The organism is Actinomyces vulturis, from assembly GCF_001687305.1.
Lineage (GTDB): Bacteria > Actinomycetota > Actinomycetes > Actinomycetales > Actinomycetaceae > Actinomyces > Actinomyces vulturis.
In genome coordinates, this window is record NZ_LZRK01000003.1 from 323,038 (window position 1) to 347,940 (window position 24,903).

Here is a 24,903-nt window from a genome sequence, read left to right on the forward strand (position 1 = left end):
TCAATGCTCACCGTTTTCCAAGGTCCCCAAAGCAATGGTGTTCTGAACTGCACGAACAGACGCATCAAACTGTTCGCGTTCCCAGTCAGTCAAAGGCACTTCGAGGCGACGCTCAATACCATTGGCTCCGATGATGGTGGGAACAGACAGTGTCACATCACCATCATGACCATATTCTCCACGCAATGTTGAAGCGACCGGAAGAATGGCTTTCTCATCAAGGAGAATAGCGCGGGCAACGGTCAATGCTGCTTGAGCAACGCCAGCACTAGTCCAGCCCTTGGTATTAAACACATCCCAGCCGGCTCGGCTCACGGCAGCGGAGAGTTCCTCCCGGCTTGGCACAGTCACACCGAATACGTCTTTAAGGTGCTCATAAGGAACTCCACCCACAGTCGTACCGCTAAGGTAGGGGAAACCAGACGGGCCATGTTCCCCCATCATGTCACCATGCACCGCATGGGGATCAACGCCTAAACGGTCAGCGATCACGCGGCGCATACGGGCAGTATCCAGTAAGGTTCCGGTTCCCATCACCAAATTGGCGGGGTAATCGAATTCTGTCGAGGCGACATGGGTCACCATGTCGAGAGGGTTGGACACGACGATAACAGCAGCATCACAGGTCCTCTGAGCAATATTTCCCATGATGTCACGGACAACGGCGGCATTAACAGATGCGAGCAAACGACGATCAGCGTCACTACCCGTAGCCTGGTCTTTCTTCAGGGATGGACCAGCTGTAGAAATAACGACATCCGCATCAGCACAATCATCGTAAGTACCAGCGCTAACACTCACGTGAGACAGCATCGGCATAGCGGTGGCGTGGTGCTGATCAAGCGCTTCACCACGAGCCAATTCATCATTGGCATCAATGACCACGATGGAACCAAACAAGTCCATCTTCATTGCGTCAGCGAGGATTGCATCTCCCACGCGGCCAACACCCACGATAACAAGTTTGTGAGGTTTCAGAGGCTTCATCATGGTCAGGCTCCCATCCAATAGGCCTTGATAGCACGAGCAAGGTAGGGGCCATCTTCTACACCACACATTTCGCGCAAGGAGTGCATAGACAGCAGTGGGATACCCACATCGACAGTAGTCATACCCAAACGTGTTGCGGTAAGTGGTCCGATTGTGGAACCGCATGGCACGTCATTATTGGAAACGAAATTTTGTGACGGCACGTCAGCCCTGCGACAGGCGCGCTTCCAGATCGCTGCCCCCACGGCGTCGGTCGCATACCGCTGAGAAGCGTTGATCTTCAGGAGAGGACCATTATTGATGAGCGGCTGGACAACAGGATCGTGTTTCTCCGAGTAATTGGGATGAACACTATGGCCAGCGTCTGCGCTGATGCAGGATGAGCGGGAGATGGCTGCTGCATAACTGTCAGTGTCGAGGCCGTGTACTGCGGCTAGGCGCTTAAGGATGTCCTCGAGCATGGGGCCACTAGCACCGGAGCGGGTAGAACTGCCGACTTCTTCGTGATCGTTCGCAATGAAGACCACGGCATAATCAGCATCAAGACCACCCTCAGCCTCCATCGCTTCCAACGCGGCCAGTCCAGCGTGAACGGAGGAAAGATTATCGAGTCGCGACGAGGCAAAGAATTCCTTATTGATACCAATGACGCGCGGTGCTTCAGTCGGGAAGGTAACAACGTCATGGAACGCAAGGTCTTCAGGATTCACTCCTGCTAGAGAGCAGAGGTAATCCTCAACGCTGCCATTCATCGATGTTTCCAAGGAAACCAATGGGGCTAGGTGCTGCTGGCGTTTGAGTTTGAGATCGTCATTGACGCTGCGGTCAAGGTGGGGAGCGAGTTGAGCAACACGAGCAATAGGACCAGTGGCAACGAGGTATTCGGTGCCATCAATAGCGGTGAGACGACCTGCTAAGCCTAAGTCTCGGTCAAGGAATGAATTAAGCAGCGGTCCACCATAGACTTCGGCACCGAGAGTGCTCCAGCCATGGCTGATTGTGGTGGCTCCGGGTTTGAGTTTGAGTGCCGGAGAATCGGTGTGGGCCCCCATGATGCGGAAAGAGAAGTGCTCGGGAGCAGCGTTTCCCTGAGGAATGATCCATGCGGCGATTGCACCATCGCGGATGACATAGCCCTTGCGTGGGACCTCACTGCCCCAGGCAACATCCTCTCGTACCCGAGTGAATCCCAGTTTTTCGAGACGATTAGCCGTTTCCTGTGCAGCATGAAAGGACGACGGGGATGCTTGTACGAAGTTGGTAAGGGACTCGGTATAAGCGTGCGTGTCGGTGAGGTCTGTCAACGCTGAAAATGTCATGTCCCCATTGTCCTCCTCTCGCCGCCAGGAGAAAAGTGGGATAAGTGTGAGCTACGTGCCCCCTCATATAGGTTCCTGCGAAGTTCTCAGGCATGATGGACGGGTGAATACGTCACCTTGTCCAATCTCCACTGTTCTTTTCGACGCCGATGGTGTCCTTCAATTCATTGGCACACCGTGGCCCGAAGCACTCGCTGCACGTGGCGGTGAGGAATTTGCTCGTGAACTCTTAGCGACCGAAGGAACAACTCTTCGCGGTGAAGTAAGTTTGCGCGAGTTTCTCCAAGGTTTGAAGAACCGATTAAGCCTCGATCAAGACGTCGACTTCCTTATGGATGCTTGGTGGCATGCGACTGTTGATCAGGACGCTTGGGATATGGTGAGAGAACTGCGACGGTTCGGTGTTAGGACAGCACTGGCAACCAATCAACAGGTTGAACGCAAAACGTGGATGGAAGATGAGTTAGGTTATTCCGAACTCTGCGATGAAAGGTTCTATTCATGCGATCTTGGAGCCTGCAAACCTGAGGAGCAGTACTTCACATTAATTCTTCACCGTCTAGGAGTTGAACCTTGTTCCGTTCTGTTCGTCGACGACAATCTTGACAATATCGCGGCCGCTTCTCGCTGTGGAATTCAGACTATCCATCATCCTGCCGATGCTGGCGCTGATGTACTGCGCCAGGAACTGAGCGAATGGATTCCCGGCCTGATGTGACAGACCATTGTCTTCATTTATTCATCCCAAAGGATGAGTTCAGTCCTTCTCAAGCACGTAGTCCCCGTAGGGAATGTTGTTAAGACTTAGTGCAAAATAGGCCTGAAGAAGTTTCCAAGCCAAGTGAGTTAGGCATTCATGACGTCAGTAGATACACGGCGCGCGCCGGAGAGGTTCACTGCTTTTACTACAGCAGTCCACCGATTAATTCCTGCAGCGTTGCGCAAACATGTACCACTAACTTTTGTTGGCTACGCCTTTATCAATGGCTCAGCATTCTTATTAGACATCACATGCCTGTGGATTTTTAATAACCACTTGCATATTTTCTATCCGCTTGCCGTCACGATCGGGTATGCCATCGCTGGCCTCTACTCGTTGACGCTGAACAAATGGCTGAACTTCCAGGCGCCCGGACATGCAGTAGCCCAAGGATCAAAATACGCCGTAGGATTGGCATCCCAATACGTCATTTTCATCCTTGGGTTATCAAGTTTCCTGCACTGGCAACTGGGCATCAATGCCGAAGTTGCCCGAGTTATCTCAGCGTGCTGCGAAGGTATCTACCTCTACCTCGTCATGCGGTTTTGGGTGTTCCGCGAAAAAAATAATGCCTAAAGGCATGGCCTTACTATTCGCTGGTTTCTTCACCAATCAGTCAACATTGATAAACCCTCAATAATCTCAGCAGTCCTCCACTCAATATCAATGGCTGAGCACTAGAGATATTCCTCGTGCTCAGCCATTGAAGTGAGTTATTAGTTAATGTCTACACATTAAAACGGAACTCGACAACGTCAGCGTCCTTCATGACGTAGTCTTTGCCTTCCATACGAACCTTTCCGTGCGCGCGTGCTTCAGCAACGGAACCATATTCAAGAAGGTCTTCGTAGGAAACAATTTCGGCCTTAATAAAACCGCGCTCGAAGTCCGTGTGAATAACACCGGCAGCCTGCGGAGCAGTCCAACCCTGATGAATCGTCCAAGCTCTCGCTTCCTTCGGACCAGCAGTTAAGTAGGTTTGCAGTCCGAGGGTATTGAAACCAACGCGCGCCAACTGATCAAGACCGCTCTCTTCCTGTCCGGCGTCACGAAGCATTTCTTCTGCTTCGTCAGGGTCAAGTTCCACTAATTCGGACTCAAATTGTGCGTCAAGGAAGATCGCTTCGGCAGGAGCAACCATGGCTCGGAGATCTGCTTGCTTGGCTTCATCGGCGAGACCAGCGTCATCCATGTTAAAAACATAGATAAATGGCTTCGTGGTCATCAATTGGAAAGTCGCCAAAATTTCAGGATCAAGACCGGCTTTCTCTGCGCCTGCGCTGAGCAAAGTTCCTTCTTCGAGCACCGCGAGTGCACCACGGGCAACGTCAAGAACAGAGGCATCAGTCTTCTTGCCACGAACTTCCTTCTCGAGGCGGGGAATTGCCTTTTCGAGCGTCTGAATATCGGCGAGAACTAATTCGGTCGCAATCGTCTCAATATCACTCGAGGGATCCACCTTGCCGTCAACGTGAACAACATCGGGATCATCGAAGGCACGAGTCACCATACAGATAGCGTCAGCTTCTCGAATGTTTGCGAGGAATTGGTTTCCGAGTCCCTCACCCTCACTTGCACCACGGACGATACCCGCGATATCGACGAAGGAAACGGTAGCGGGTACAGTCCGCTCAGAACCATAAAGTTCAGCCAACTTGTCCAAACGAGGGTCTGGAAGGGGAACAATGCCGACGTTCGGTTCAATTGTTGCGAATGGGTAATTCGCCGCAAGAACGGTTGCGCGAGTCAGAGCGTTAAAAAGGGTGGACTTGCCAACGTTGGGCAGTCCGACAATTCCAATAGTAAGAGCCACGGAGTCAGTCTACAGGTTCACACCCGCTCACCTTCTACCGGATTCCTTTCTTCAGACGGAACTCACCTTCCCCGAAGCGGCCTGGGACGATCACTCACCGATGCGATATCGGCAAAACTAGCAAGTATGATCCGGAGCCGGTTGACGACGCTCGTGTGGACGTATTTCGGCACCGGCAGCTTTAAGATCGGCGCGGAGGTTCTTCGGCAAAGAAAATGCGATGTTTTCTGTAGCGGTACGCACTTCCTGCACATCCTCGAAGCCCCACTGCGCAAGTAACTCAATAACTTCGCGCACAAGAATCTCAGGAACACTCGCGCCACTCGTCAAGCCGACCGTCTCAACATCGGCGAGCCACTCAGGATGAATCTCAGATGCGAAATCCACGCGGTAGGCAGCACCTGCACCGGCCTCAAGAGCAACCTCTTTTAAACGAACAGAATTTGAGGAGTTGCCACTGCCTACCACGATAACCGCATCGCAATCAGGAGCAAGAGCCTTCACGGCAGCCTGACGATTCTGGGTAGCGTAGCAAATGTCATCACTCGGTGGATCCTGGAGGGCCGGGAAACGCTCACGAAGTTTCGCAACCGTCTCCATCGTTTCATCCACACTCAAAGTAGTCTGGCTAATCCACACGACCTTATTGGGGTCGCGAACCTCAACCTGATCCACCTCATGGGGGCCGTTAACGACCTGAATGTGATCGGGGGCCTCACCTTGGGTTCCTTCAACCTCCTCATGACCAGTGTGGCCCACAAGGATGATGTCGTAATCACTTGACGCAAAGCGGACGGCCTGCTTATGAACCTTGGTGACAAGCGGGCACGTGGCGTCGATCGTTTCAAGGTGTCGGGCGGCAGCCTGTTCATGAACAGCAGGAGAAACGCCATGGGCAGAGAAGACAACGCGAGCCCCCTGAGGAACCTCGTCGGTCTCAGAAACGAAAATCGCACCGCGCTTAGTGAGAGCCTCAACGACGTACTTGTTGTGGACGATCTCTTTGCGCACATAAACGGGCGCACCATAGTGAGCCAAAGCTTTCTCTACAGCGTCAACAGCACGGTCAACACCAGCACAGTAGCCGCGGGGCGCAGCTAAAAGAATTCGTTTTCTCAATGTCGCCACTTTCGATTCAAATACCGCCATTTAAGGCGAAGTTTCTTGTTGAAAATAAAAATATGAAACCGCATTTTAATACCAAAACAACGGGCGGTTTGAATCAGCGACTCACTATACGGGATCTTCTGAGATGAGTTCAACCCAAATAACTTACATGTATCCTCATCAACCAAAATATGATTACTTAACTTAAAACGATGCACAAAATCCAAAAATGCGCGCACCTTACAAGGATAGCCAAAACCCATAAAATGCACTGCAAAGTGTTCAGAAACTTCGGAAATATAATCATCGGGTCGGCTTTGCATCACACCGAATGGAGCGACGTAAACACCCTCAAAATTATTGTCTAAAATATAGATACGAATTCGATCCTGGTCACCACCGGCAACAGAACCACCACCATAAGAGGCCCAACTCGACTCAACATGCAACCCGTAGTCATCTTTAGAAATATAATCCAGCATCTCGAAAGATCTCGGATCATTTTTCCATATCATCACACCAGCATTTATCGGCGCTTGCCTGTCCATTTCAGCCGGGGGAACCTCATTGCCGACAGAGAAAAAACAATCATTATCGACCATATGGGAAATAAGATCTTCGACGACTGTCGAATGAAGATCAGTTATATAGACGTCATCATCGAGCCATAAAAGAAAATCGCAAGATGAAAGATATCGTCGAATAGAATCAATCTTTCGCAGCGTAGTGAATGCTCTGTCATTAAAAGCCTTAGAAGAATTGGAAATCTGAATGCCAAAAACATATTCAAAGTTATGCATTTCAGAGTAAACGGCATGATTGATATATGAGTTGAAACGTACGTTATCCCCACCAGAAAGCACCACAACCCTTGACATTGCCCCCCTACTCATCATCATCTCGATAATTATCTTGAGCAGGAAATAAAGTTTCTGAATACCGCACATGTTCAGAATACTTGACAACTAGTGGATCCCAAACTTGGGCAAGCAATCCGTTCCAGTGCAGGGGGTAAGAAGGCCCTCCTGAACGACTAGAAATAATTTCATTAGACAATAAAGCGGCCCGATTCCTATCAAGAATACGATTCATATTTCGGTACCATTCCTCAGTCAATGGAGTATGTGCCCGAGCAATAAAACCTGCTTGACCCACACGAATCGCAGAAGTTCGAATCATTAAACGAGTTAACTTTTTATCTGGAAAATTAGGCGTCATCAATCTACATGGATTTTTGTACCCTGCAAGCCACACATCAGGATCATCAAAATTCGCGAATACCTCACCCCAATCTTGCGAAATGCCTTTAATATCAGCGTATCCCCCCCCATGAAAGTTCATTAAATACCCGCGAAGAAAATCTGCACGGTGAACAAAATGTAATTTCCAATACAGATCAGGAAGGGGATGGTCTGGAAGTATCCATTCACATAGGTTTGAATTATCAACCAAAATCACTTCAACCGTCTGACTATCCTGAATAGATCTGAAGCAATCCAGCCGCTTTCCCCTCAGTTCATTATCGCCAGTCCAACAAACAAAAATACGTTTCGGGACTTGAACTTGCGGAGAAGTATTCGAAATTGAATCAACTACATCGAGACCTTTAAAATCTGACGGATCGTAATTATAAGGAAAATAGCGATAAAATTTACGATAGATATTCTCAGTTCTAAATGCAAACTCAAAGACTGTTCGCTTTTTATAGACAAACAAAGTATGCTTATAATTTCGTAGAATATCAAAAAACTTATTTACCGGCCCACTCATTTCCAGCGCCCCGTTTCGCGGATGTATGCAATTTTCCTACGGATCCGTTTTTGGAATTTCCTAATTCTAACACTAGTCAGTCGATATGAATCATACATAGCATTAGACCTCGGAGGGGCCGGTAGATGATAACGACTTGCATATTCGAGTGGAACCAGATCGCTTCGCACCCCTAATCGACGCGCAAAATAGTTAATACGACTCACCTTTTCCGGGCCGCAGAAATGTACCGCAAAATGCTCATTTAGAGATTTGTGATAATGATGTTCACGCGCATTTAAAAGCGAATAAGAAACAATTTTATATTGCTCAGAAAACTCAGGCCTCTGGAGAGCTAAAATAAAGGCATCTTGATCGCCAGAAGTAAATGCGCCATATCTTTCCACATCCCAGACGCTGCGCATCTTGTCAACTGACATACTTTTCACTATTTTCAGTAAATCATAAGTTCGAGGGTCGTTCTTCAAAAGGAGAAGACCAGAATTTAGTAATGTTTTCGTTGCAGCATTCTGTTTCTTAGTATCAACGACTTCATGAGGCCCTTCGGCAGCAACAAAGAAAGTGTCATCCTGGGCTGCGGAGAATATTATTTTTCGGAAGTTGTCTCGAGAAAAATCTGTGATAAATAAGTCAGAATCAATCCAGACGATCCAATCATAATATTTTAATTCATCTTCGATAATCTTAAGTTTTGGATAATATGGATAAGGCGCATCCGACAGCAACTTTATAACCTGTTTATACTCATAATCATACTCAGATGCAAAGACAGCATGATTGCGATAGGCTAAGGCGCCGATATTCGAGCCGCCTGAAATCAAACCAATATGCATACTTAACCCTAAATCACTACTGATTGAATTTGATGAGTACAATAACCGTATGGTTGATGATGCAAATAAGCCTGATGGCTCATTTCTGCAGGGTAAAAGATTTCCTCGACCGATGGGTCCTGCGAGATTTTGGAAATCACTGTAAAGCACTGCTTACCTGATTGAGCGAGTTGCTTCTCAAGTTCAGTTTTGAGTCGCTGTGCGGCTTTAACCTGGCTACCGTTCACGCACCAGACTTCAGAGCGGTATTGTTCACCAATATCTCCGTAATGGCGATTCAACTGGGTGGAGTTGTGGTTGTTCCAGTAGACCCGAAGGATTTCCTCTGCCCCCTCACCCACCACAGCAGGGTCATAGACGACTCTCACCGTCTCTGCGTGACCAGTGGCTCCGGTGCACACCTCTTTATACGTGGGATGAGGAAGAGTTCCTCCCATGTATCCCACAAAGGTATGCAGCACGCCGGGAATATCCCAGAATACCTGTTCCATCCCCCAGAAGCAGCCACCCGCAAGATAAATAACCTGAGCGCCTTCTGTTAAGGAATCAGCGTACGAACGATTCAATACAGGGTGCGACTGGTTCATCTCTTCTTCAGTGAGAAGCGGAATGGAACGCTGATTGGACCCAGTCATGAACTCAGGCTCCAAGAGGAGTAACGTCGACGATTTCTGCCTTAATCGACTTACCGTTGGGAGCCTTGTAGCTCACGGTTTCTCCTGCGCGGTGTCCCATGAGAGCGGCACCGAGGGGAGCGTCAGGTGAGAAGACCTTGACACCCTCGGGCACGTCGTCGGCAATTTCTTGACCACCCAACGCAAAAGTCTGCTCTTTACCAGCAATCTTGGCAGTGACGATCGTACCGGCAGAGATAGAACCATCCTGAGCAACTTCACCAACTTCTGCTGTCTCAAGAAGGGCCTCTAATTGAACAATGCGCGCCTCATTCAGACCTGCTTCTTCACGGGCTGCATGGTAGCCAGCATTTTCTCGAAGGTCCCCCTCCTGCCGAGCCGCCTCCACCCGCTGGGCAATTTCCTTACGCAGCACCGTCTTACGGTTCTCAAGTTCTTCGACAAGACGATCGTACGCATCCTGAGTGAGCCAAGTTCCCTGAGATTCAGCCATAGTCTAGTCCTCGCAGTCTTTCTCATTGGAGCAAAGAGTTTAGGCGAGAGATTGTGCTAAACGTTCAATTCGCGCGTTCTTCTTTGCTGCTTTGCGGATCATCTTCTCACGTTTTGCGTCATAAGCCTCAATTGATTCCGGCGCCATCGTCGCCAGAACACGTTCGCGTTCTTTTTCAACGTCGTAATCAACCGTTGGCCAGTCAACATCCATATCAGCGAGGGTCCGTGCCAACATTTCAGTAACAGCAAGACGGGAATACCACTTTCGATCAGCGGGAATCACGTACCAAGGAGCAAAACTAAAAGATGTTTCAGGAAGAATACGCTGATAAACCTCCTGATAGGTCCGCCACTGTCCACGGACATCAATATCATTCGATGAAAACTTCCATTGCTTATCCCGCCGATCAAGCCGCGTCAGTAGACGGCGCCCCTGCTCCTGATAGGACACCATCAAAGCGACTTTAATAATATGGGTTCCGTTATCAACAAGTTCTTTCTCAAATTCCTTAATGGTTTCCACGCGCTCAATAAACTCGGCATCACTCATCTGGTGATTTGCCAATGGAACCAAAAGGTCTTCATAATGAGAGCGGTCAAATAAACCAATCATTCCTGGACCTGGAAGAGCTTTTCGGATACGCCACAGGAAATCATGCTGACGTTCTTCTTCTGTGGGCTTCTTAAAGGCATGAAGATGTACGCCTTGGGGATCGACAAGTCCCATCACATGCTTCGCAATTCCGCCCTTGCCAGCGGTATCTAGGCCTTGAGCAACAAGAAGAACGCGTTGCTGTGATCCTTCTTTCGAAGCAGCAAAAAGACGCTCTTGAAGCATTGAGAGGACTGGAGTAATCGAACAAATATGCGCTTGAGCTTCTCGAGAGGTCCCTGACCATCCAGGAGTATCTGCACGATCCATCGCCTCAAGTAAGAAATTAGGTCGTGCGCGAAGTACTTCACGTGGATCATGAACCCATAAATGTTCAGTTGAAACCGAGGACGAACCGATCTCTTTCTTCGACATGATGCGCTCCTTGACGAGGGAAAGAAAGAAGATAAGTCAAGTCTACTCGTCTACTCTACAGAACGGCTAGGTAACAAGCGATGCACTGCACGATCCATGCAAGGACTGTGCAAACATGAAAGATTTCATGAAATCCAAACCATCGAGGAAACAGATCCGGTTTCTTCATTGCATAGACCAGTGCACCAAGCGTGTAAATCACACCACCTGACGCAATGAGAGCGACCACCGCCGGTCCACCAGCCTGCCAAAAATCAGGGAGAAACCACACGGCTACCCATCCAAGGATGATATATAGCGGAGTGTAAAGCCATCGAGGCGCAGACATCCAGAACAGTCTCGCGAAGATTCCTGCCAATGCCCCGCCCCACACAATACAAAGAACACTCTTGGCAGTGGCGGGAGCAAGGAGGGCTAAACACAAAGGAGTGTAGGTACCCGCAATGAGCAAGAAAATATTTGCGTGGTCAATACGTCTGAGAATGGCGGCAACCCGTATGCCCCAATGACCATTTCCAAGGTGATAAATTCCCGAGTTTCCAAACAGGAGAAGCGTACACACCGAATAGATGACACAGGCAATTGTTAACGACGTCGTCGGAGCAAGGATGACAAGGACAAGACAGGAAGCAAACGCCAATGGTGCGGTACACGCGTGAATCCAGCCCCGCAAACGCGGCTTAATCGTGTCGATGGTCGAATCAGAGGCAGAACTCACCACTCGACGTCGTTGCTGCGCAACAGATTGCTGAACATACTGATCGTTAACGGGGGGTGTGATAGCCACGGCGCCTCCATAAAACTGGCCTACTCCGACGGTACATCACTTTTCACGATACTGTAGATTCGCCCACGCGTTCTGCTTGAGTCAGCACCCACTGCAGGAGAATTACATGGCCGGTGACAATCTCATCTACGAAGTCTACGAACGGCGTCTGGCCACCCAAATCGACAAGGATGCCATCCCGTCACACGTTGGTGTCATCCTTGACGGAAACCGTCGCTGGGCTCGTGCCATGGGTATCGGCACGCAAGCCGGCCATCAAAAAGGCGCAGACAAAATCTCAGAGTTCTTATCCTGGGCTGAGGACGCTGGAGTTCAGATTGTCACCTTATGGCTACTCAGCACCGACAATCTTCAACGTGCCCCCCAGGAACTTGCGCCACTACTCGACATTATTGCCCGTGCAGTTGAAGGTCTAGCTTCTGCACACAAATGGCGGCTTCGGCTTGTTGGCACCGTTGACGTACTTCCTCACGATATCTCAGAGCGGATCACACGTGCAGTCGCTTCTACAGCCGATGTTGACGGACTACACGTTAACGTCGCAATTGGATACGGCGGACGTCAGGAAATTGCAGACGCCGTACGAGAATTTCTGCGCAAACAGGCGAGGGCTGGACGCACTATCGATGACGTTGCAGCCTCGTTAACGGTAGAAGACATCGCTGCACATCTCTACACCGCCGGACAACCCGATCCTGAACTAGTGATTCGCACATCAGGCGAACAACGTTTAAGCGGCTTCATGCTCTGGCAGTCTGTACATTCAGAATTTTACTTCTGTGAAGTTAACTGGCCTGCCTTCAGGCGAATTGATTTCCTTCGAGCACTCCGTGATTACGGCAAACGCGAACGCCGACTTGGAAAATAAAATCTCCCCAGACGAGCCGTTACGTAAAAACACCGGGCGAAAACTCCGTGAGAGTCGCAACGTCTTAACTCAGAACAGAACGCTCACTATTGCGAAACCACGCCAAATATGTACTCGTACATACTGGTGACGGAATAGGGTAAATAAGCCCCATTAAACATCAAGTTCCACAGGTTTCTTTTCAAGAGAGCCTAATTCCACAAGTTTTCGGAACCCTTCGCAGTTTTGAGTTAATTCATCAAAACTTCCCATTCCTGCTACTCGTCCATCCTCAAGATAAACAATAAGATCAGAGTCGCGAACAGTCGATAGTCGGTGAGCAACAGTAATCACCGTTATATCGTTCCCGAGTTTTGAGACCGTTTCCGCAATGCGAGCTTCTGTTTGATTGTCAAGTGCACTTGTCGCTTCATCAAGGATAAGGAGAGAGGGCTGCCTGTAGAGCGCTCGAGCAATTCCAACACGTTGACGTTGCCCACCTGACAATCGCTTACCGCCACCACCAAATGTAGTCCATATACCATCAGGAAGTTCATCAACAAAATCAGACAATTCAGCGTCAACTAATGCGCGGTGTAGAAGTTCCAGATCGATTTCATCAGGAGTCTGATCGAAAGCAACGTTTTCAGCCAACGATGCGTCAGTTAAGAACACCGATTGTGGGACAACACCAATGTTTAACCGCCATCCTTCGATATTGTCAAAAATGTTTACTCCATCGACAATGATTGATCCTGAAGTAGGAACCTGCAGTCCCATTATAAGGTCAAGAATAGTGCTCTTACCTGCGCCAGATCCTCCTACGAATGCAATTCTACTTCCCTTAGGAATATCGACACCCACATCATGGAGAACAGTTTTAGAAGATCCAGGATATGAGAAAGACAAACTCCGAATAGTCATTAGTTTACTGAAATTCAAACGTTTAATTTTCTCATTAGAAATAACAGCATGCGGAAACTCACTCTTTATTGAGTGACGAAGTTCTACCGCACGCTTAGTTGGATATTCACTATTCTTAATAATTGCGAGCGTCCCCATCAATCCTGCAATTGATGGCATCACACGGAACGCTGCTGCAACAACAACAGCCAACGAAACCATAAAACCTGACGAAGCGCCCACCACATGGTTGATCAAAAAAATAACCGCAAGCGCGAACATAAAAACAATTTCGATCATCTGCTTTGGCAGAGATGAAATTACATCCATCGCGATAGAAATATCAACATTTCTCTTAATAGGCTTCTCAAGGCGTGGCATAAATGAGGAGTAGGAGTTTCGCAATTGAGTCTCTTTAAGAGCGCCAAAAGCATTAATTGCAGCAGCTGTAGACAGTTCAGTATTTTTATACTGTTCCTCACCCAACACCTTGAGTTTTGGTTTCGCGAAATGCAAGTATAGATAACCAGCTAAGACAAAAAAAACGACCAAGACGATAGCAGTAACCGGTTGAGCATATATCAAGGCACCGAAAATCAGAGAAATCGTGAAAACTTGAATAAATAATGACATGACCGCCCCTGCAAATCTGTCATACGCTGCTCCAATAGCATATCCGGAGTCGTTCATGATCTGCGATAATTCAATATCAGAGTGTTTTGAATAGGGCGTTCGTAAATAATAATCCAAAACTTGAATCTGAGTACGTGCACGAACTCCAGATCTAAACTTACTCGACCACCATGCATAGACAAGTTGTAAAAGATCCTTCATGACAAATAGCACCATGATGATCAACAACAAGCGCAAAACAAGATTTTCCTGCGAAGTGGCCCCCAAAATACGTTGAACCTTGGCTGTCGACGCACTTAGCGTCTTTCCAGTCATCGCCTCCATTAATGGTGCGACTGCCAAAATTGCCATCATGTCCATCATTGACAACACCAGGCTACCCACTACCGATGCGACGAGTTTCCAACGCTCTCCTTTATCAAAGAGCATTCCAAGATAATGGCGGTACAGGCCGATTGTCTTCATTAAAGTCCTCGTATTACTTGTTTTATGCTAAAAAATATGTGTAAGCGGCCGATGAGGTCACTTCCCGGTAGGAATAGTCCAACTCATCCAGATGGGTTACGAACAGCGTATCGTCACGAACGTCCTCAAATCCGGCCAGTACACGACCATAATCAGTACCGTGAGAACGGTAATGGAACAGGGTAATGCTCCATTGAGTACCGAGTTTGCTCAAGAATTTCAGAAGGGCACCAGGGTATTCGGGGAATTCAAAAGAGTACACAGACTCATCAAGTCCAGTTGGGCTAACTCCCCCAACCATATAGCGCACATGAAGTTTTGCAATCTCATCGTCGGTGAGATCGCTTACCTCATAGCCGAACTGTTCTAATCTTTTAATGAGTTCCACACGTTCCGCTTCACCTTCGCGCAGGCTAATCCCAACTAAAATTGATGCCCATTGAGGATTTGAGACGCGATAATCAAATTCAGTCACCGCTCGCTCCCCGATCACTTGGCAGAAGCGAAGAAACTCCCCTTGACGTTCAGGAATACGGACGGCAAGCAGAGTTTCACGGCGTTCACCAAGTTCTGCTCGTTCAGAAATGTAGCGAAGCGTATGGAAATTGACATTAGCACCACTTAAAACAGTTGCCATCCGCTTGCCAACCACGCCTTGTTCACGACAATACTTTTTCAAGCCAGCCAGTCCCACAGCGCCGGCAGGTTCAGCCACAGCACGAGTATCATCAAAAATGTCTTTTACTGCAGCACTAATCTCATCAGACCCAACAGTGACAATGTCATCGACCACATCCCGCAGCAGTCTAAAGGGCTCTTCTCCTATACGTTTGACAGCAACACCTTCAGCGAATTGACCAACTCGTTCTAAGGTAACTGGTACACCCGTCTCAAATGCAGCACGCAAACACGCAGCTTCCTCAGGTTCAACAGCAACTACCTTGACGGAGGGCATCAGTTGTTTCATCAGCACCGCGATACCAGAGGCAAGTCCTCCCCCACCAACGGGAACGAACACCGCATCCAGTCCGGCGTCTTGCTGGATCATTTCAAGTCCAATAGTGCCCTGACCGGCGATAACCATTGGATCATCGAAGGGGGGAATATAGGTCAATCCTTGTTCTTGTGCCAATTGCTCAGCATGGGCCTTAGCTTCATCGAAGTTTTGCCCGAAAAGGATGACTTCGCCGCCCATTGACCGAACAGCTGTTACTTTTATTTCTGCGGTCGGTACCGGCATAACAATGACCGAACGTATACCAAGTTTTTTTCCAGAAAAAGCCACGCCTTGAGCATGGTTTCCAGCTGATGCCGTCACCACGCCGTGAGCGCGCTCATCGTTGCTCAATGACGCCATCTTGCTGTAGGCACCACGTAATTTAAACGAATGCACGGGCTGACGATCTTCACGCTTGATCAACACAGTATTGCCCAAGCGCTCAGTCAATCCCTCCATCAGTTCCAGGGGCGTGTGCTCACACACCTCGTACACGGGGGCTTTGAGAATTGACGTCAAATAATCCTGATGCGTCATGTACTGTTCAATTTCCACTGCTAACGCCTCATACATCTAATTCACGAACAGCACCTAGATCGGCGCTAGTGGCATGCAGCGCATAAGCGCGCAAAGCTTTGGTAATGCGGCGGGGCCGCTCATCGTGTGGCGTCCACGCAGCAGGACCGCGAGACTCTTCCTCTTCTCGACGCCGCATAATCTCCTCATCACTTAGTCTCACCTCAATAGTGCGCTGAGGAATGTCAATATCAATCATGTCGCCGGTACGAACAAGACCGATGAGACCACCTGAGGCGGCTTCCGGGGACACGTGCCCAATGCTCAAGCCCGATGTCCCACCTGAGAATCGTCCATCGGTAAGGAGAGCACACTCTTTCCCCAGGTGCATCGATTTAAGGTAGGTGGTGGGATACAACATCTCTTGCATTCCCGGCCCACCGCGTGGCCCCTCATGGCTAATAACAACAACGTCACCTGACTTTACGCTGCCATCAAGAATTCCTTGGACAGCGGCATCTTGACTTTCAAATACTCGAGCAGGACCGCTAAACGTAAGAATCGATTCATCCACACCGGCGGTTTTCACAATGCATCCACGCTGTGCGAGATTACCGAAAAGGACAGCAAGTCCCCCATCTGAAGAGTACGCATGATCGAGAGAACGGATGCAACCATTCTCTCGGTCAGTATCAAGTTCCGTGTACGTGGCAGACTGACTGAACATTGTGGTCGTACGTACACCACCAGGAGCTGATAAGTAACCTGTCTTGACCTCGTTGCTCACGGTGGTTTCACCGGCAACGTCATAGAGATCAAGAACCTCACCCAATGGTTTACCCAAAACCGTGCAAGTCGAAGTATTCAGGAGGCCTGCACGACGCAATTCACCAAGAATTCCCATGATTCCACCGGCACGATGAACATCTTCCATGTGGTATTTAGCCGTTGACGGAGCCACTTTGCACAGGTGCGGCACCTGACGTGAGAGGCGATCAATATCAGCCATGTGAAAATCGACTTCAGCCTCGTGTGCAGTTGCCAAGAGATGAAGAACCGTATTGGTTGAACCGCCCATAGCAATGTCGAGGCTCATCGCATTATTAAAGGCATCCTTGGTGGCAATAGAGCGAGGAAGAACGGAGTCGTCTTCGTCGCGGTAATAACGGTTGGCCATCTCAACAATGAGTTCGCCAGCACGTTCAAAGAGTTTCTTGCGTTGACTGTGTGTAGCAAGAAGGGATCCATTCATCGGCAGGGAAAGGCCCATGGCTTCAGTCAGGCAATTCATTGAGTTTGCAGTGAACATTCCGGAACATGAACCGCAGGTGGGACATGCGGCGCGCTCAATAGCATCAATATCAGCATCGGAGACGGTAGAGTCTCCTGCTTGCATCATGGCGTCTACCAGATCAAGTTTTACAGTTCCGTTGGTGGTCACGGCCTTTCCGGCTTCCATGGGACCACCCGACACAAAAATGGTGGGAATATTGAGACGCATTGCTGCCATCAGCATGCCGGGCGTGATTTTGTCGCAGTTAGAGATGCACACTAGTGCATCGGCACAGTGAGCGTTCACCATATATTCGACACTATCGGCGATGAGTTCACGGCTAGGTAAGGAATAGAGCATGCCATCGTGCCCCATGGCGATTCCGTCATCGACAGCAATGGTGTTGAACTCTTTGGCGATGCCACCTGCTTGTTCAACATGACGAGCCACGAGCGCTCCCACATCACGTAAGCCCACATGCCCAGGGACGAATTGGGTGAAAGAGTTAGCGATGGCAATAATTGGTTTGCCAAAGTCTTCATCTTTCACGCCCGTTGCACGCCAGAGAGCACGCGCTCCGGCCATGTTTCGACCCATGGTTGATGTGGCACTTCGAAGTTGAGGCATGAGGTTAAATTCTTTCTCCACAGTGTGATGCACCCGCTTATCGTCAATGATAAGCGGGTGCATCAATGAGTAGGTATTCGAGGATGTTACATCACACCGAGAATCTCGGTAACAAACACGAGGGTATCTCCACCCTTAATTCCTGCCTGTGGAACACCTCGGTCGCCGTATCCCAGCTCGGAAGGGATGGAAAGGAGGACACGTGACCCGACACGCTGACCAACCAGACCATCATCCCAGCCGCGGATCACCATTCCTACACCGATCTGGAAACTCAGAGGCTGGCCACGATCGTAAGAGTTGTCAAAGACGTCACCGTCCCATGACTGTCCAAGGTAGTGGCACACGATAGTGTCGCCTGCTTCAACAACCTGACCGTTGCCTTCATCAAGGACCTGAATCTGGAGTCCTTCAGGGGCTTCAGTGCCGGGGAAAGAGAGAACCGGCTTTGTTCCCTGAGAACCGGAGACAGAGGGCATGTTCATTTCGATCATGCCATGAGCCTATTCCAGTTAGTGATGCGGTGCGAATCATTTGAACGATTAACTTTCTCAAATACACCACCGTCACACCCACGATGCCTCATCAAATCAGAGATCCTGTCCTCCTTCTAGTCACATGAGGTCGCAAAATAACGGCAAAAGCAGGAGGGAACTCAACGAGTAAGCCCCCTCCTGCTACAGAAAAATCAGCCGCGAGAAATCTCTTTACTTACGGTTAAGAATGGCCAAAAGACGCAAAAATTCGAGATAGAGCCACACGATGGTAACGACAAGGCCAAATGCGCAACTCCATGCGTATTTCCGGGGCAGACCATTCTTCACACCATTGTCGATGGACTGGAAGTCAAGGACAAGGCTAAGAGCAGCCATCACCACCACAACAACACCAAGAATGACACCGAGCGGAATTCCCATCACCTCAACAGATCCACGCAGGCCCCACGGATCATTCACCACACCTGTCACCATCAAGGCCAAGTTCACAAGACTGAACAACAGGTATCCACCCATAGCAATGAACAGAACCTTAGCTACTTTTCCGCTCACGCGGAATCCGGCAAAACTATACAAGCCCAACATCACAGCAAAGGTTGCGAAGGTAGCGAGAACAGCCTGAAGAACGATACCCGCCGTTTGCATTTCAAAGATGCCTGAGATTCCGCCAAGGGCAAGCCCCTCAAAGACCCCATAAAGAACGATCAGTGCAACGCTAGGTTCCCGTTTAAAACTGTTGATGAGGCCAAAGACAAGCCCACCCAATACACCAATAAACGTGAGAACCATTCCAATGTTCAACGTTGCCTGATTGACGGATAGCATCCATGACAAAGCACCGGATCCTACAATGATGGCAAAGATAAAACTGGTGCGTATGACCACGTCGTCGTACGTCATTCGCTCACGGTCCACATTGGTGGCAGACGGCGCAGCGTACTGCCGCTCAAGTTGCGTCATATCTTGCGCTGGGACACTTCCATATCCCGGAGAAACCTGACCAATTCCCTGGAGGGGCTGACCATAGGTACCAGGCTGGTAGCCGGGCATAATGGGGTAGACCGCAGGAGTAGCAGTGGCTATGCCTCCCTTGCTTTCCTTAAACGCGGGATTATTCGTAAAAAATGGGTTAGACATGTCTGAGCCCTTCATAGAGGAAAATATCCTGCTGTTAACTGTGCCATGATTCCGAAGAAAACCCAAGGGGAGGAGGGCCCCTTCTCTCTCCTCTAAGCCACAGGTCCGCGCCGTTCTCATCCGAAAGGATGAGAACGAACTATTATGAATCATCATCGAGCCTGATACGGAAAGTTTTCGCCTGTCATAGGCTCTCACCGTATCTACCATAGTCATCAGCAATGGCGGATATGACGACAGTGTTCGTAACCATAAGGAGGGCCTCATGATTGAGGCACATGACTTAACAAAACGGTATGGGAAGACGACAGCGGTCGATCATCTCTCGTTCACCGTGGAGCCGGGCACCGTCACCGGGTTCCTCGGCCCTAATGGCGCAGGCAAGACCACAACGATGAGGATGATCCTTGGCCTTGACCGCCCTACGAGTGGCACAGTGACCGTCTGCGGCAGAGAATACTCTTCCCTCTCATCCCCCATGACTACGGTGGGCGCTCTCCTTGATGCCAGGGGAATGCATGGTGGCCGAAACGCACGCAATCATCTCAAGCAGTTGGCTGCGACACACTCAATTCCCCGCAAACGTGTTGATGAGGTTTTGGAACTGACTGGCCTCACCGCCGTAGCAAAGAAGAACGTGAAGTCCTTTTCTTTGGGAATGACCCAACGTTTAGGAATCGCTGCAGCGCTACTCGGAGACCCTCAAGTCCTGTTGTTTGACGAACCCGTCAACGGCCTTGACCCCGAAGGCGTGCGCTGGGTCCGCGACATGTGCAAGGGCTTAGCGGCATCCGGAAAAACAGTATTTATCTCGTCTCATCTCATGAGCGAAATGGCTCAAACAGCAGACCACCTACTGGTGATTGGGCAGGGACGCTTAATTGCTCAAGGCTCAGTCGATGATGTCATTCGAATGAGCACCACCCAACGCGTCCACATTGTCTCCCCCATGATGGATCGGCTCCTTCCATTACTGGAGACTGCTGGTGCCCGTATTCTTGAGAACACTGACTCGTCTGTGACTGTCCAAGACCTCACGAACCAACACATTGGTGAAATCGCCGCTCAGCATCACCTTGTGATCCATGAACTCACTCCTCTTCAGGCAAGTTTGGAAGAGGCATACATGCAACTCACCAACGATTCTGTGGAATACCGCGGAGGTGCTCAATGAGCCAGACAACTCATTCTCATGTCACACAGCCTGCTCCTCGTCAAACCTTATGGCGAGTTGTTCATAGTGAGTGGATCAAACTGTGGACCCTTCGCTCTACATGGATCACATTGGCGATTACTGTCTCGCTGACTATCGCTTTTGGTGTTATCGCATCCTACGCTATGCATTCTCTAGATCAGCCCAGCGCTAATCAAGCTTTTATTCAGGGAGTGCCATTCGGTGAAATTGTCATAGCCGTCCTGGCTGCTTTGATGATTACCTCTGAATACTCATCCGGACAGATTCGTTCATCACTCGTTGCCGTTCCGAATCGTTCACGTCTCATCATTGCTAAGATCTGCGTACTTGCTGCCGCCTCGTGGCTTACCGGCGCTTTCAGCATTCTGATTGCTTGGTTAATATCTCTGAGTTTCATGGGGGATCAAGCAGTTGATCTCACTCGCCACGAATATCTTGCTTTCATCTGGGGTAGCGGTCTAGCTTTCGTGATGATCGCCTTGATGGGATTTGCTTTTGGTCTTTTAACGCGATCAACCGCTGCTGCAATCACTATCATCACGATCTTGATGTTTGTCATTAAGATTCCTCTCTTACTAGCTGCTATGAAATGGAAATGGATTGAAAAAGCCTTTTCATTCCTTCCTGATTCAGTCTCCTCTGCCCTTGCTGATCCATTCGCGGTACTGCCATCATGGAATGAGAAAGGGCAAGAAGGTCTCTCGATGGTCCTCACCCATTCCCAAGCATTAATGGTGTGTGCCGCATGGATCATCATTCCTCTGGCAGTTGCCTGGGTGCTCTTCTCCCGCCGTGACGCCTGAGAAGCACACCCCTCTCCACCCGTATCCATGTGACAATGTGAGCATGGATACTCCGATGGACGCCGCGAAACTCAATAGTTCGTGGCGTCCATCTGTGCGTGTGTCACTAGTTTTTCTCTGCTGGTTCGCAGCGCTTACTGCTCTCGGAGCATGGGAATATCTCTCTTTTTCCGCTCAAATATCAGTTTCTCTTCAGCCGTCTGCCTATCTAGCAGCCACATTGCTTTTCCATGGCCTCATAGTCATTAGCGCCCTTACCTTGGCGATTCTGAGTTTCTCCCTCTCATGGAAAATCAGTATTTCTCTATGGATCGTCAGCATTTCTATCACTTGTGTGCCCCCACATTCGCTCTTCGCAACCTGGCCGTTCGCTGACGCTACAGCAGGGCGATTACTCATTTTTATTCTCTTCACTATCGCACTGCTCGTTGCTCTGTCTCTTCGCCGCTATCAGTTGAGGGCGTCATCCTCTCAACGTGAAGTGCATCGTTATGCCCTCGCCCAAGAGAATTTGGCGAATTTGACGCGTGCACGGGAACGGAACCGAATTGCCCGTGAGATGCACGACGTCGTGGCACACTCATTAGCAGTCATGGTCACCATGGCAGACGGGGCGAGCGCCGTCGTCGAGACTAATCCCGAAGAAGCGAAAAAAGCACTGGCCTTACTGGGAGATACGGGGCGGCAGGCATTAAAGGATACCCGCTGGCTCGTTGGGGTGCTACGTGATGAACAACTCTCCGATGATGATGAGTTACCATCGCTCGCTAATCACCATGAGGGTACCTCAGCCAAACTAACAGCGGCAGATCGCTCCCCCGCCCCGCAGATGAATGAACTCGAAGACCTCATCAATCGTTTTAAGTCAGCGGGAATGCCTATGTCCTTCACCTGGCATGGAAGCCCTCTCCCTCCTGATCCCAATCTGCACATGACCGTTTACCGAATCATTCAAGAGGCACTCACCAATATTCTTCGTTACGCCGCCCGATCACCTCGTGTTGCGATTACTGTTGAACGCTATACCGGTATGGTAGAGATTCGCGTCGCTAATGACTCTCCGGAGTCTACTGACTTGCTCGTCAAAGGCAGCGGCAAGGGTTTGTCCGGTATGCGTGAACGCGCTGCCGTCTATGGTGGTTCTGTCACGGCTGGTCCAACAGCTCGCGGTTGGCAAGTCACTGCAATCCTCAAATGGCATGAATACCAGGAAGGAAACGTCGCATGGACAATGCCCACATGATTCGTATCCTGTTAGCTGACGACCAGGCACTCATGCGTATGGGATTCTCTATGGTGCTTAACGCTCAACCAGACATAGAAGTCGTCGGCGAAGCTCAAGATGGCCATGCAGCAGTCACCCAAGCCCGGGCACTCAAACCTGATGTGATTTTGATGGATGTACGCATGCCGTCCATGGATGGAATTGAAGCAACACGACAGATCGTTGAGGCAATCCCTGACACACGCATTCTCATCCTCACCACCTTTGATTTGGACGAATACGCCTTTGCTGGATTGAAGGCTGGAGCCTCAGGATTTCTTTTGAAGGACACGCGTCCGGAGGAGTTAGTCGAGGCCATCCGTACCATCGCCAGTGGCGAAGCTGTGGTGTCACCTCGCGTCACTAAGCGGATGCTCGACATGTTCGCCTCGCGCCTTCCTGAAGAAGAAGAGAATATCGACACCTCCGATGGAAACTCAGAAATTCTCGATGGATTAACTCCACGGGAACAGGAAATCCTCATGCTCATCGCTCAAGGATTGTCGAATGCGGAGATTGCTGAGCAACTGTATGTGTCGGCAACGACCGTCAAGACTCACGTAGGCAATGTTCTAACGAAACTTGGTGTTCGCGACCGGGTTCAGGCTGTGGTCTACGCCTACGAATCTGGTCTCATTCGGCCACATTCACATGGCGGAGCCTGATTCTGAGTTCTGACCTTGTACTGACAAAGCAGCACTTAATCACACTATCCTGCCGTCTCATCTATCCCTACTGCCAAGTGTTGCAGAAAAGGACCTATCAATCAGTTTCGTGAATGAAGATCCATCTGCGCTGCAGTAAAACCCCTGATCACGACGTCTTGAATGACATCTACTGCCTGCCCGATAGTCACTGCCCACTCGTCAGTCTGATTTTTGGGGAATGGGGACAACACATAGTCTGCAGGATCCATCCGTCCCGGAGGGCGACCCACTCCAATACGAAGACGTCCATAATCGCGGGTTCCCAAATGAGAAGAGATCGATTTCAGACCATTATGGCCTCCTTCTCCCCCGCTATTTTTCAGACGTAGCGCGTGTTCAGGAAGATCCATATCGTCATGAAGAACAAGCAGATGATCCGGGGCGACGTTGTAGTAGTCGAGCAATGCCCGTACCGGCCCACCTGAGGTATTCATATAGGTTTGAGACTTTGCCAAAATCACACGCGGTCCAGGCGCACCACCAGGTATCACCCCCAAACGGGTATCAAGAACCTGAGCACGTGCGCGGTGAGAGGTGAACTTCGCCTGTTGCTGTTCAGCAATAAGGTTAAGAACCATTTGTCCAACGTTGTGCCGGTCCTTTTGGTACTTCAGGTCGGGGTTTCCCAAGCCAACAACAACCCACAAATCGCTCATTGCTTTCTCCTTGTTCTCATTGGCAACCCTATCGACAATACCTAGTCAATGTGTGGGGCGTGTGTGCGTTTCCTCGCACACACGCCCCACACATTGGACACTGTGTTAGTCAGCAACTAACGAAATGTCAGTTAAAAACTCACTCAGCAGATTCTTCTTCGCTTGCTTCTTCAGATTCGACTTCAGCATCGGACTCGAGATCTTCAGCAGTGATCATCGCGCTTTCATCAACGATGTTAACTACAACAGTTTCACCGTCAACAATAGCCTCGACGCCCTCAGGGAAGGTGAGTTCCTCAACGCGAATAGCGCTGCCAGCCTCAATACCGGTGACATCAACCTCAATATTCTCGGGGATGGAGATAGCGGGAGCGGAGGCGAGGATGGTGGTGGCCTCAATCATGGCGGAAGCACCAGCAATAACTTCACCGACGGTGGTAACGGCGATCTCAACCTCAACCTTTTCGTTGCGGTTCACGAGCACAAAGTCAACATGCTGCACGCCGGGACGAATAGGGTGGCGCTGAACAGCCTTGGAAAGCACGAGGTACTCTTCACCATCAACATCGAGTTTAATGAGGGCGTTGTCGTTGCCACGCAGAGCGAGAGCAGTCTCGTGTGCAGGGAGCAGGATGTGGAGAGGGTCAGCGCCGTGGCCGTATACGACACCGGGAACGAGTCCATCGCGACGTGCCTGGCGAGATGCACCCTTACCGAAGTTCTTACGTTCCTGTGCGGACAGGACAATGGCCTTGTTTGCCATGAGATTTTCTCCTCGTTCAGCCCATGGGCTGAGGTGGTGGTTTGCAGGCGAGTAACAACGGTGGAAGAGCGCCTTAGGCACCAC

Annotated in this window: 25 protein-coding genes; 7 read left to right on the forward strand and 18 right to left on the reverse strand. The window is 49.8% G+C overall.

The window, feature by feature from the left end; genetic code table 11:
- Complete coding sequence (locus tag A9753_RS06125; RefSeq protein WP_218056743.1) at positions 1-990, reverse strand: lactate/malate family dehydrogenase; 990 nt, start codon at positions 988-990, stop codon at positions 1-3.
- Positions 991-992: 2 nt separating this feature from the next.
- Positions 993-2,309 (reverse strand): M18 family aminopeptidase, encoded by a 1,317-nt coding sequence (locus A9753_RS06130; RefSeq protein ID WP_067781867.1) that lies wholly within the window; start codon positions 2,307-2,309, stop codon positions 993-995.
- Between the two features lie 103 nt (positions 2,310-2,412).
- Between A9753_RS06130 and A9753_RS06135 the strand changes: the two genes are divergently transcribed.
- Complete coding sequence (locus tag A9753_RS06135) at positions 2,413-3,027, forward strand: HAD family hydrolase (protein WP_067781869.1); 615 nt, start codon at positions 2,413-2,415, stop codon at positions 3,025-3,027.
- A 138-nt stretch (positions 3,028-3,165) separates the two neighbouring features.
- Positions 3,166-3,645, forward strand: a complete 480-nt coding sequence (locus A9753_RS06140; protein ID WP_083090356.1) for a GtrA family protein — start codon at positions 3,166-3,168, stop codon at positions 3,643-3,645.
- A gap of 151 nt (positions 3,646-3,796) precedes the next feature.
- On the opposite strand, the gene ychF is transcribed toward A9753_RS06140, so the two are convergent.
- The 9 genes from ychF to trhA all read right to left on the reverse strand — a co-directional run bounded on the left by ychF (position 3,797) and on the right by trhA (position 11,470).
- The gene (gene ychF / locus A9753_RS06145) at positions 3,797-4,882 is read right to left on the reverse strand and encodes a redox-regulated ATPase YchF (RefSeq protein ID WP_067781881.1); all 1,086 of its coding nucleotides are present in this window, start codon (positions 4,880-4,882) and stop codon (positions 3,797-3,799) included.
- A gap of 117 nt (positions 4,883-4,999) precedes the next feature.
- Positions 5,000-6,031, reverse strand: a complete 1,032-nt coding sequence (locus A9753_RS06150; RefSeq protein WP_067781883.1) for a 4-hydroxy-3-methylbut-2-enyl diphosphate reductase — start codon at positions 6,029-6,031, stop codon at positions 5,000-5,002.
- A complete protein-coding gene (locus A9753_RS06155) occupies positions 5,998-6,936 on the reverse strand; it encodes a hypothetical protein (protein ID WP_067781886.1) in 939 nt (312 codons plus the stop codon). Before A9753_RS06155 ends, A9753_RS06150 begins: the two co-directional genes overlap by 34 nt.
- Positions 6,875-7,759 (reverse strand): glycosyltransferase family 32 protein, encoded by an 885-nt coding sequence (locus tag A9753_RS09650; RefSeq protein WP_141673337.1) that lies wholly within the window; start codon positions 7,757-7,759, stop codon positions 6,875-6,877. The genes A9753_RS06155 and A9753_RS09650 overlap by 62 nt, the downstream gene beginning before the upstream one ends.
- Positions 7,756-8,592 carry a hypothetical protein gene (locus A9753_RS06160; RefSeq protein ID WP_067781889.1) on the reverse strand — a complete coding sequence of 279 codons (837 nt, stop codon included), beginning with the start codon at positions 8,590-8,592 and terminating at the stop codon, positions 7,756-7,758. Before A9753_RS06160 ends, A9753_RS09650 begins: the two co-directional genes overlap by 4 nt.
- A gap of 8 nt (positions 8,593-8,600) precedes the next feature.
- Complete coding sequence (msrA, locus tag A9753_RS06165) at positions 8,601-9,227, reverse strand: peptide-methionine (S)-S-oxide reductase MsrA (protein WP_067781892.1); 627 nt, start codon at positions 9,225-9,227, stop codon at positions 8,601-8,603.
- Positions 9,228-9,231: 4 nt separating this feature from the next.
- Positions 9,232-9,720, reverse strand: coding sequence for a GreA/GreB family elongation factor (locus A9753_RS06170; RefSeq protein ID WP_067781895.1), 489 nt, complete (start codon positions 9,718-9,720; stop codon positions 9,232-9,234).
- Positions 9,721-9,759: 39 nt separating this feature from the next.
- Entirely contained in the window at positions 9,760-10,749 is a 990-nt protein-coding gene (locus tag A9753_RS06175; protein ID WP_067781900.1) for a PPK2 family polyphosphate kinase, read from the reverse strand.
- Positions 10,750-10,804: 55 nt separating this feature from the next.
- Positions 10,805-11,470: a PAQR family membrane homeostasis protein TrhA gene (trhA, locus tag A9753_RS06180; RefSeq protein WP_425394251.1), complete on the reverse strand. Its 666-nt coding sequence runs from the start codon at positions 11,468-11,470 to the stop codon at positions 10,805-10,807.
- A 172-nt stretch (positions 11,471-11,642) separates the two neighbouring features.
- Here trhA and A9753_RS06185 point away from each other — a divergent pair, with 172 nt between their 5' ends.
- Positions 11,643-12,404 carry an isoprenyl transferase gene (locus tag A9753_RS06185; protein WP_067781903.1) on the forward strand — a complete coding sequence of 254 codons (762 nt, stop codon included), beginning with the start codon at positions 11,643-11,645 and terminating at the stop codon, positions 12,402-12,404.
- A gap of 153 nt (positions 12,405-12,557) precedes the next feature.
- On the opposite strand, the gene A9753_RS06190 is transcribed toward A9753_RS06185, so the two are convergent.
- From A9753_RS06190 to A9753_RS06210, 5 genes are all read right to left on the reverse strand, one after another.
- The gene (locus A9753_RS06190; protein ID WP_067781906.1) at positions 12,558-14,384 is read right to left on the reverse strand and encodes an ABC transporter ATP-binding protein; all 1,827 of its coding nucleotides are present in this window, start codon (positions 14,382-14,384) and stop codon (positions 12,558-12,560) included.
- Positions 14,385-14,406: 22 nt separating this feature from the next.
- Complete coding sequence (ilvA, locus tag A9753_RS06195; RefSeq protein WP_067782345.1) at positions 14,407-15,918, reverse strand: threonine ammonia-lyase, biosynthetic; 1,512 nt, start codon at positions 15,916-15,918, stop codon at positions 14,407-14,409.
- Between the two features lie 28 nt (positions 15,919-15,946).
- Positions 15,947-17,797 carry a dihydroxy-acid dehydratase gene (gene ilvD, locus A9753_RS06200; protein WP_067782348.1) on the reverse strand — a complete coding sequence of 617 codons (1,851 nt, stop codon included), beginning with the start codon at positions 17,795-17,797 and terminating at the stop codon, positions 15,947-15,949.
- Between the two features lie 86 nt (positions 17,798-17,883).
- A complete protein-coding gene (locus tag A9753_RS06205) occupies positions 17,884-18,291 on the reverse strand; it encodes an FKBP-type peptidyl-prolyl cis-trans isomerase (protein WP_067781909.1) in 408 nt (135 codons plus the stop codon).
- 213 nt (positions 18,292-18,504) lie between these two features.
- Entirely contained in the window at positions 18,505-19,431 is a 927-nt protein-coding gene (locus A9753_RS06210) for a Bax inhibitor-1/YccA family protein (protein ID WP_067782351.1), read from the reverse strand.
- A gap of 265 nt (positions 19,432-19,696) precedes the next feature.
- Between A9753_RS06210 and A9753_RS06215 the strand changes: the two genes are divergently transcribed.
- The 4 genes from A9753_RS06215 to A9753_RS06230 are packed head-to-tail and all read left to right on the forward strand — an operon-like array spanning position 19,697 to position 23,358.
- On the forward strand, positions 19,697-20,605 hold the full coding sequence (locus A9753_RS06215) for an ABC transporter ATP-binding protein (RefSeq protein WP_067781913.1): 909 nt from the start codon (positions 19,697-19,699) through the stop codon (positions 20,603-20,605).
- Positions 20,602-21,429, forward strand: a complete 828-nt coding sequence (locus tag A9753_RS06220) for an ABC transporter permease subunit (RefSeq protein ID WP_083090359.1) — start codon at positions 20,602-20,604, stop codon at positions 21,427-21,429. Before A9753_RS06215 ends, A9753_RS06220 begins: the two co-directional genes overlap by 4 nt.
- Before the next feature lie 43 nt (positions 21,430-21,472).
- Positions 21,473-22,672, forward strand: a complete 1,200-nt coding sequence (locus A9753_RS06225) for a sensor histidine kinase (protein ID WP_083090360.1) — start codon at positions 21,473-21,475, stop codon at positions 22,670-22,672.
- A complete protein-coding gene (locus tag A9753_RS06230) occupies positions 22,654-23,358 on the forward strand; it encodes a response regulator (protein WP_067781917.1) in 705 nt (234 codons plus the stop codon). The genes A9753_RS06225 and A9753_RS06230 overlap by 19 nt, the downstream gene beginning before the upstream one ends.
- Before the next feature lie 101 nt (positions 23,359-23,459).
- On the opposite strand, the gene pth is transcribed toward A9753_RS06230, so the two are convergent.
- Together pth and A9753_RS06240 are read right to left on the reverse strand one after the other, a co-directional pair.
- A complete protein-coding gene (pth, locus tag A9753_RS06235) occupies positions 23,460-24,056 on the reverse strand; it encodes an aminoacyl-tRNA hydrolase (protein ID WP_067781919.1) in 597 nt (198 codons plus the stop codon).
- A 139-nt stretch (positions 24,057-24,195) separates the two neighbouring features.
- The gene (locus A9753_RS06240) at positions 24,196-24,819 is read right to left on the reverse strand and encodes a 50S ribosomal protein L25/general stress protein Ctc (protein WP_067781922.1); all 624 of its coding nucleotides are present in this window, start codon (positions 24,817-24,819) and stop codon (positions 24,196-24,198) included.
- Positions 24,820-24,903 lie beyond the last annotated feature (84 nt).

Coding starts and splice junctions, on each gene's coding strand:
- A9753_RS06125 (WP_218056743.1), bottom strand. CDS start 990: ATGATGAAGCCTCTGAAACCTCACAAACTTGTTATCGTGGGTGTTGGC.
- A9753_RS06130 (WP_067781867.1), bottom strand. CDS start 2,309: ATGACATTTTCAGCGTTGACAGACCTCACCGACACGCACGCTTATACC.
- A9753_RS06140 (WP_083090356.1), top strand. CDS start 3,166: ATGACGTCAGTAGATACACGGCGCGCGCCGGAGAGGTTCACTGCTTTT.
- A9753_RS06150 (WP_067781883.1), bottom strand. CDS start 6,031: ATGGCGGTATTTGAATCGAAAGTGGCGACATTGAGAAAACGAATTCTT.
- A9753_RS06155 (WP_067781886.1), bottom strand. CDS start 6,936: ATGTGCGGTATTCAGAAACTTTATTTCCTGCTCAAGATAATTATCGAG.
- A9753_RS09650 (WP_141673337.1), bottom strand. CDS start 7,759: ATGAGTGGGCCGGTAAATAAGTTTTTTGATATTCTACGAAATTATAAG.
- A9753_RS06160 (WP_067781889.1), bottom strand. CDS start 8,592: ATGCATATTGGTTTGATTTCAGGCGGCTCGAATATCGGCGCCTTAGCC.
- msrA (WP_067781892.1), bottom strand. CDS start 9,227: ATGACTGGGTCCAATCAGCGTTCCATTCCGCTTCTCACTGAAGAAGAG.
- A9753_RS06170 (WP_067781895.1), bottom strand. CDS start 9,720: ATGGCTGAATCTCAGGGAACTTGGCTCACTCAGGATGCGTACGATCGT.
- A9753_RS06175 (WP_067781900.1), bottom strand. CDS start 10,749: ATGTCGAAGAAAGAGATCGGTTCGTCCTCGGTTTCAACTGAACATTTA.
- A9753_RS06185 (WP_067781903.1), top strand. CDS start 11,643: ATGGCCGGTGACAATCTCATCTACGAAGTCTACGAACGGCGTCTGGCC.
- A9753_RS06190 (WP_067781906.1), bottom strand. CDS start 14,384: ATGAAGACAATCGGCCTGTACCGCCATTATCTTGGAATGCTCTTTGAT.
- ilvA (WP_067782345.1), bottom strand. CDS start 15,918: ATGACGCATCAGGATTATTTGACGTCAATTCTCAAAGCCCCCGTGTAC.
- ilvD (WP_067782348.1), bottom strand. CDS start 17,797: ATGCCTCAACTTCGAAGTGCCACATCAACCATGGGTCGAAACATGGCC.
- A9753_RS06205 (WP_067781909.1), bottom strand. CDS start 18,291: ATGATCGAAATGAACATGCCCTCTGTCTCCGGTTCTCAGGGAACAAAG.
- A9753_RS06210 (WP_067782351.1), bottom strand. CDS start 19,431: ATGTCTAACCCATTTTTTACGAATAATCCCGCGTTTAAGGAAAGCAAG.
- A9753_RS06215 (WP_067781913.1), top strand. CDS start 19,697: ATGATTGAGGCACATGACTTAACAAAACGGTATGGGAAGACGACAGCG.
- A9753_RS06220 (WP_083090359.1), top strand. CDS start 20,602: ATGAGCCAGACAACTCATTCTCATGTCACACAGCCTGCTCCTCGTCAA.
- A9753_RS06225 (WP_083090360.1), top strand. CDS start 21,473: ATGGATACTCCGATGGACGCCGCGAAACTCAATAGTTCGTGGCGTCCA.
- A9753_RS06230 (WP_067781917.1), top strand. CDS start 22,654: ATGGACAATGCCCACATGATTCGTATCCTGTTAGCTGACGACCAGGCA.
- pth (WP_067781919.1), bottom strand. CDS start 24,056: ATGAGCGATTTGTGGGTTGTTGTTGGCTTGGGAAACCCCGACCTGAAG.
- A9753_RS06240 (WP_067781922.1), bottom strand. CDS start 24,819: ATGGCAAACAAGGCCATTGTCCTGTCCGCACAGGAACGTAAGAACTTC.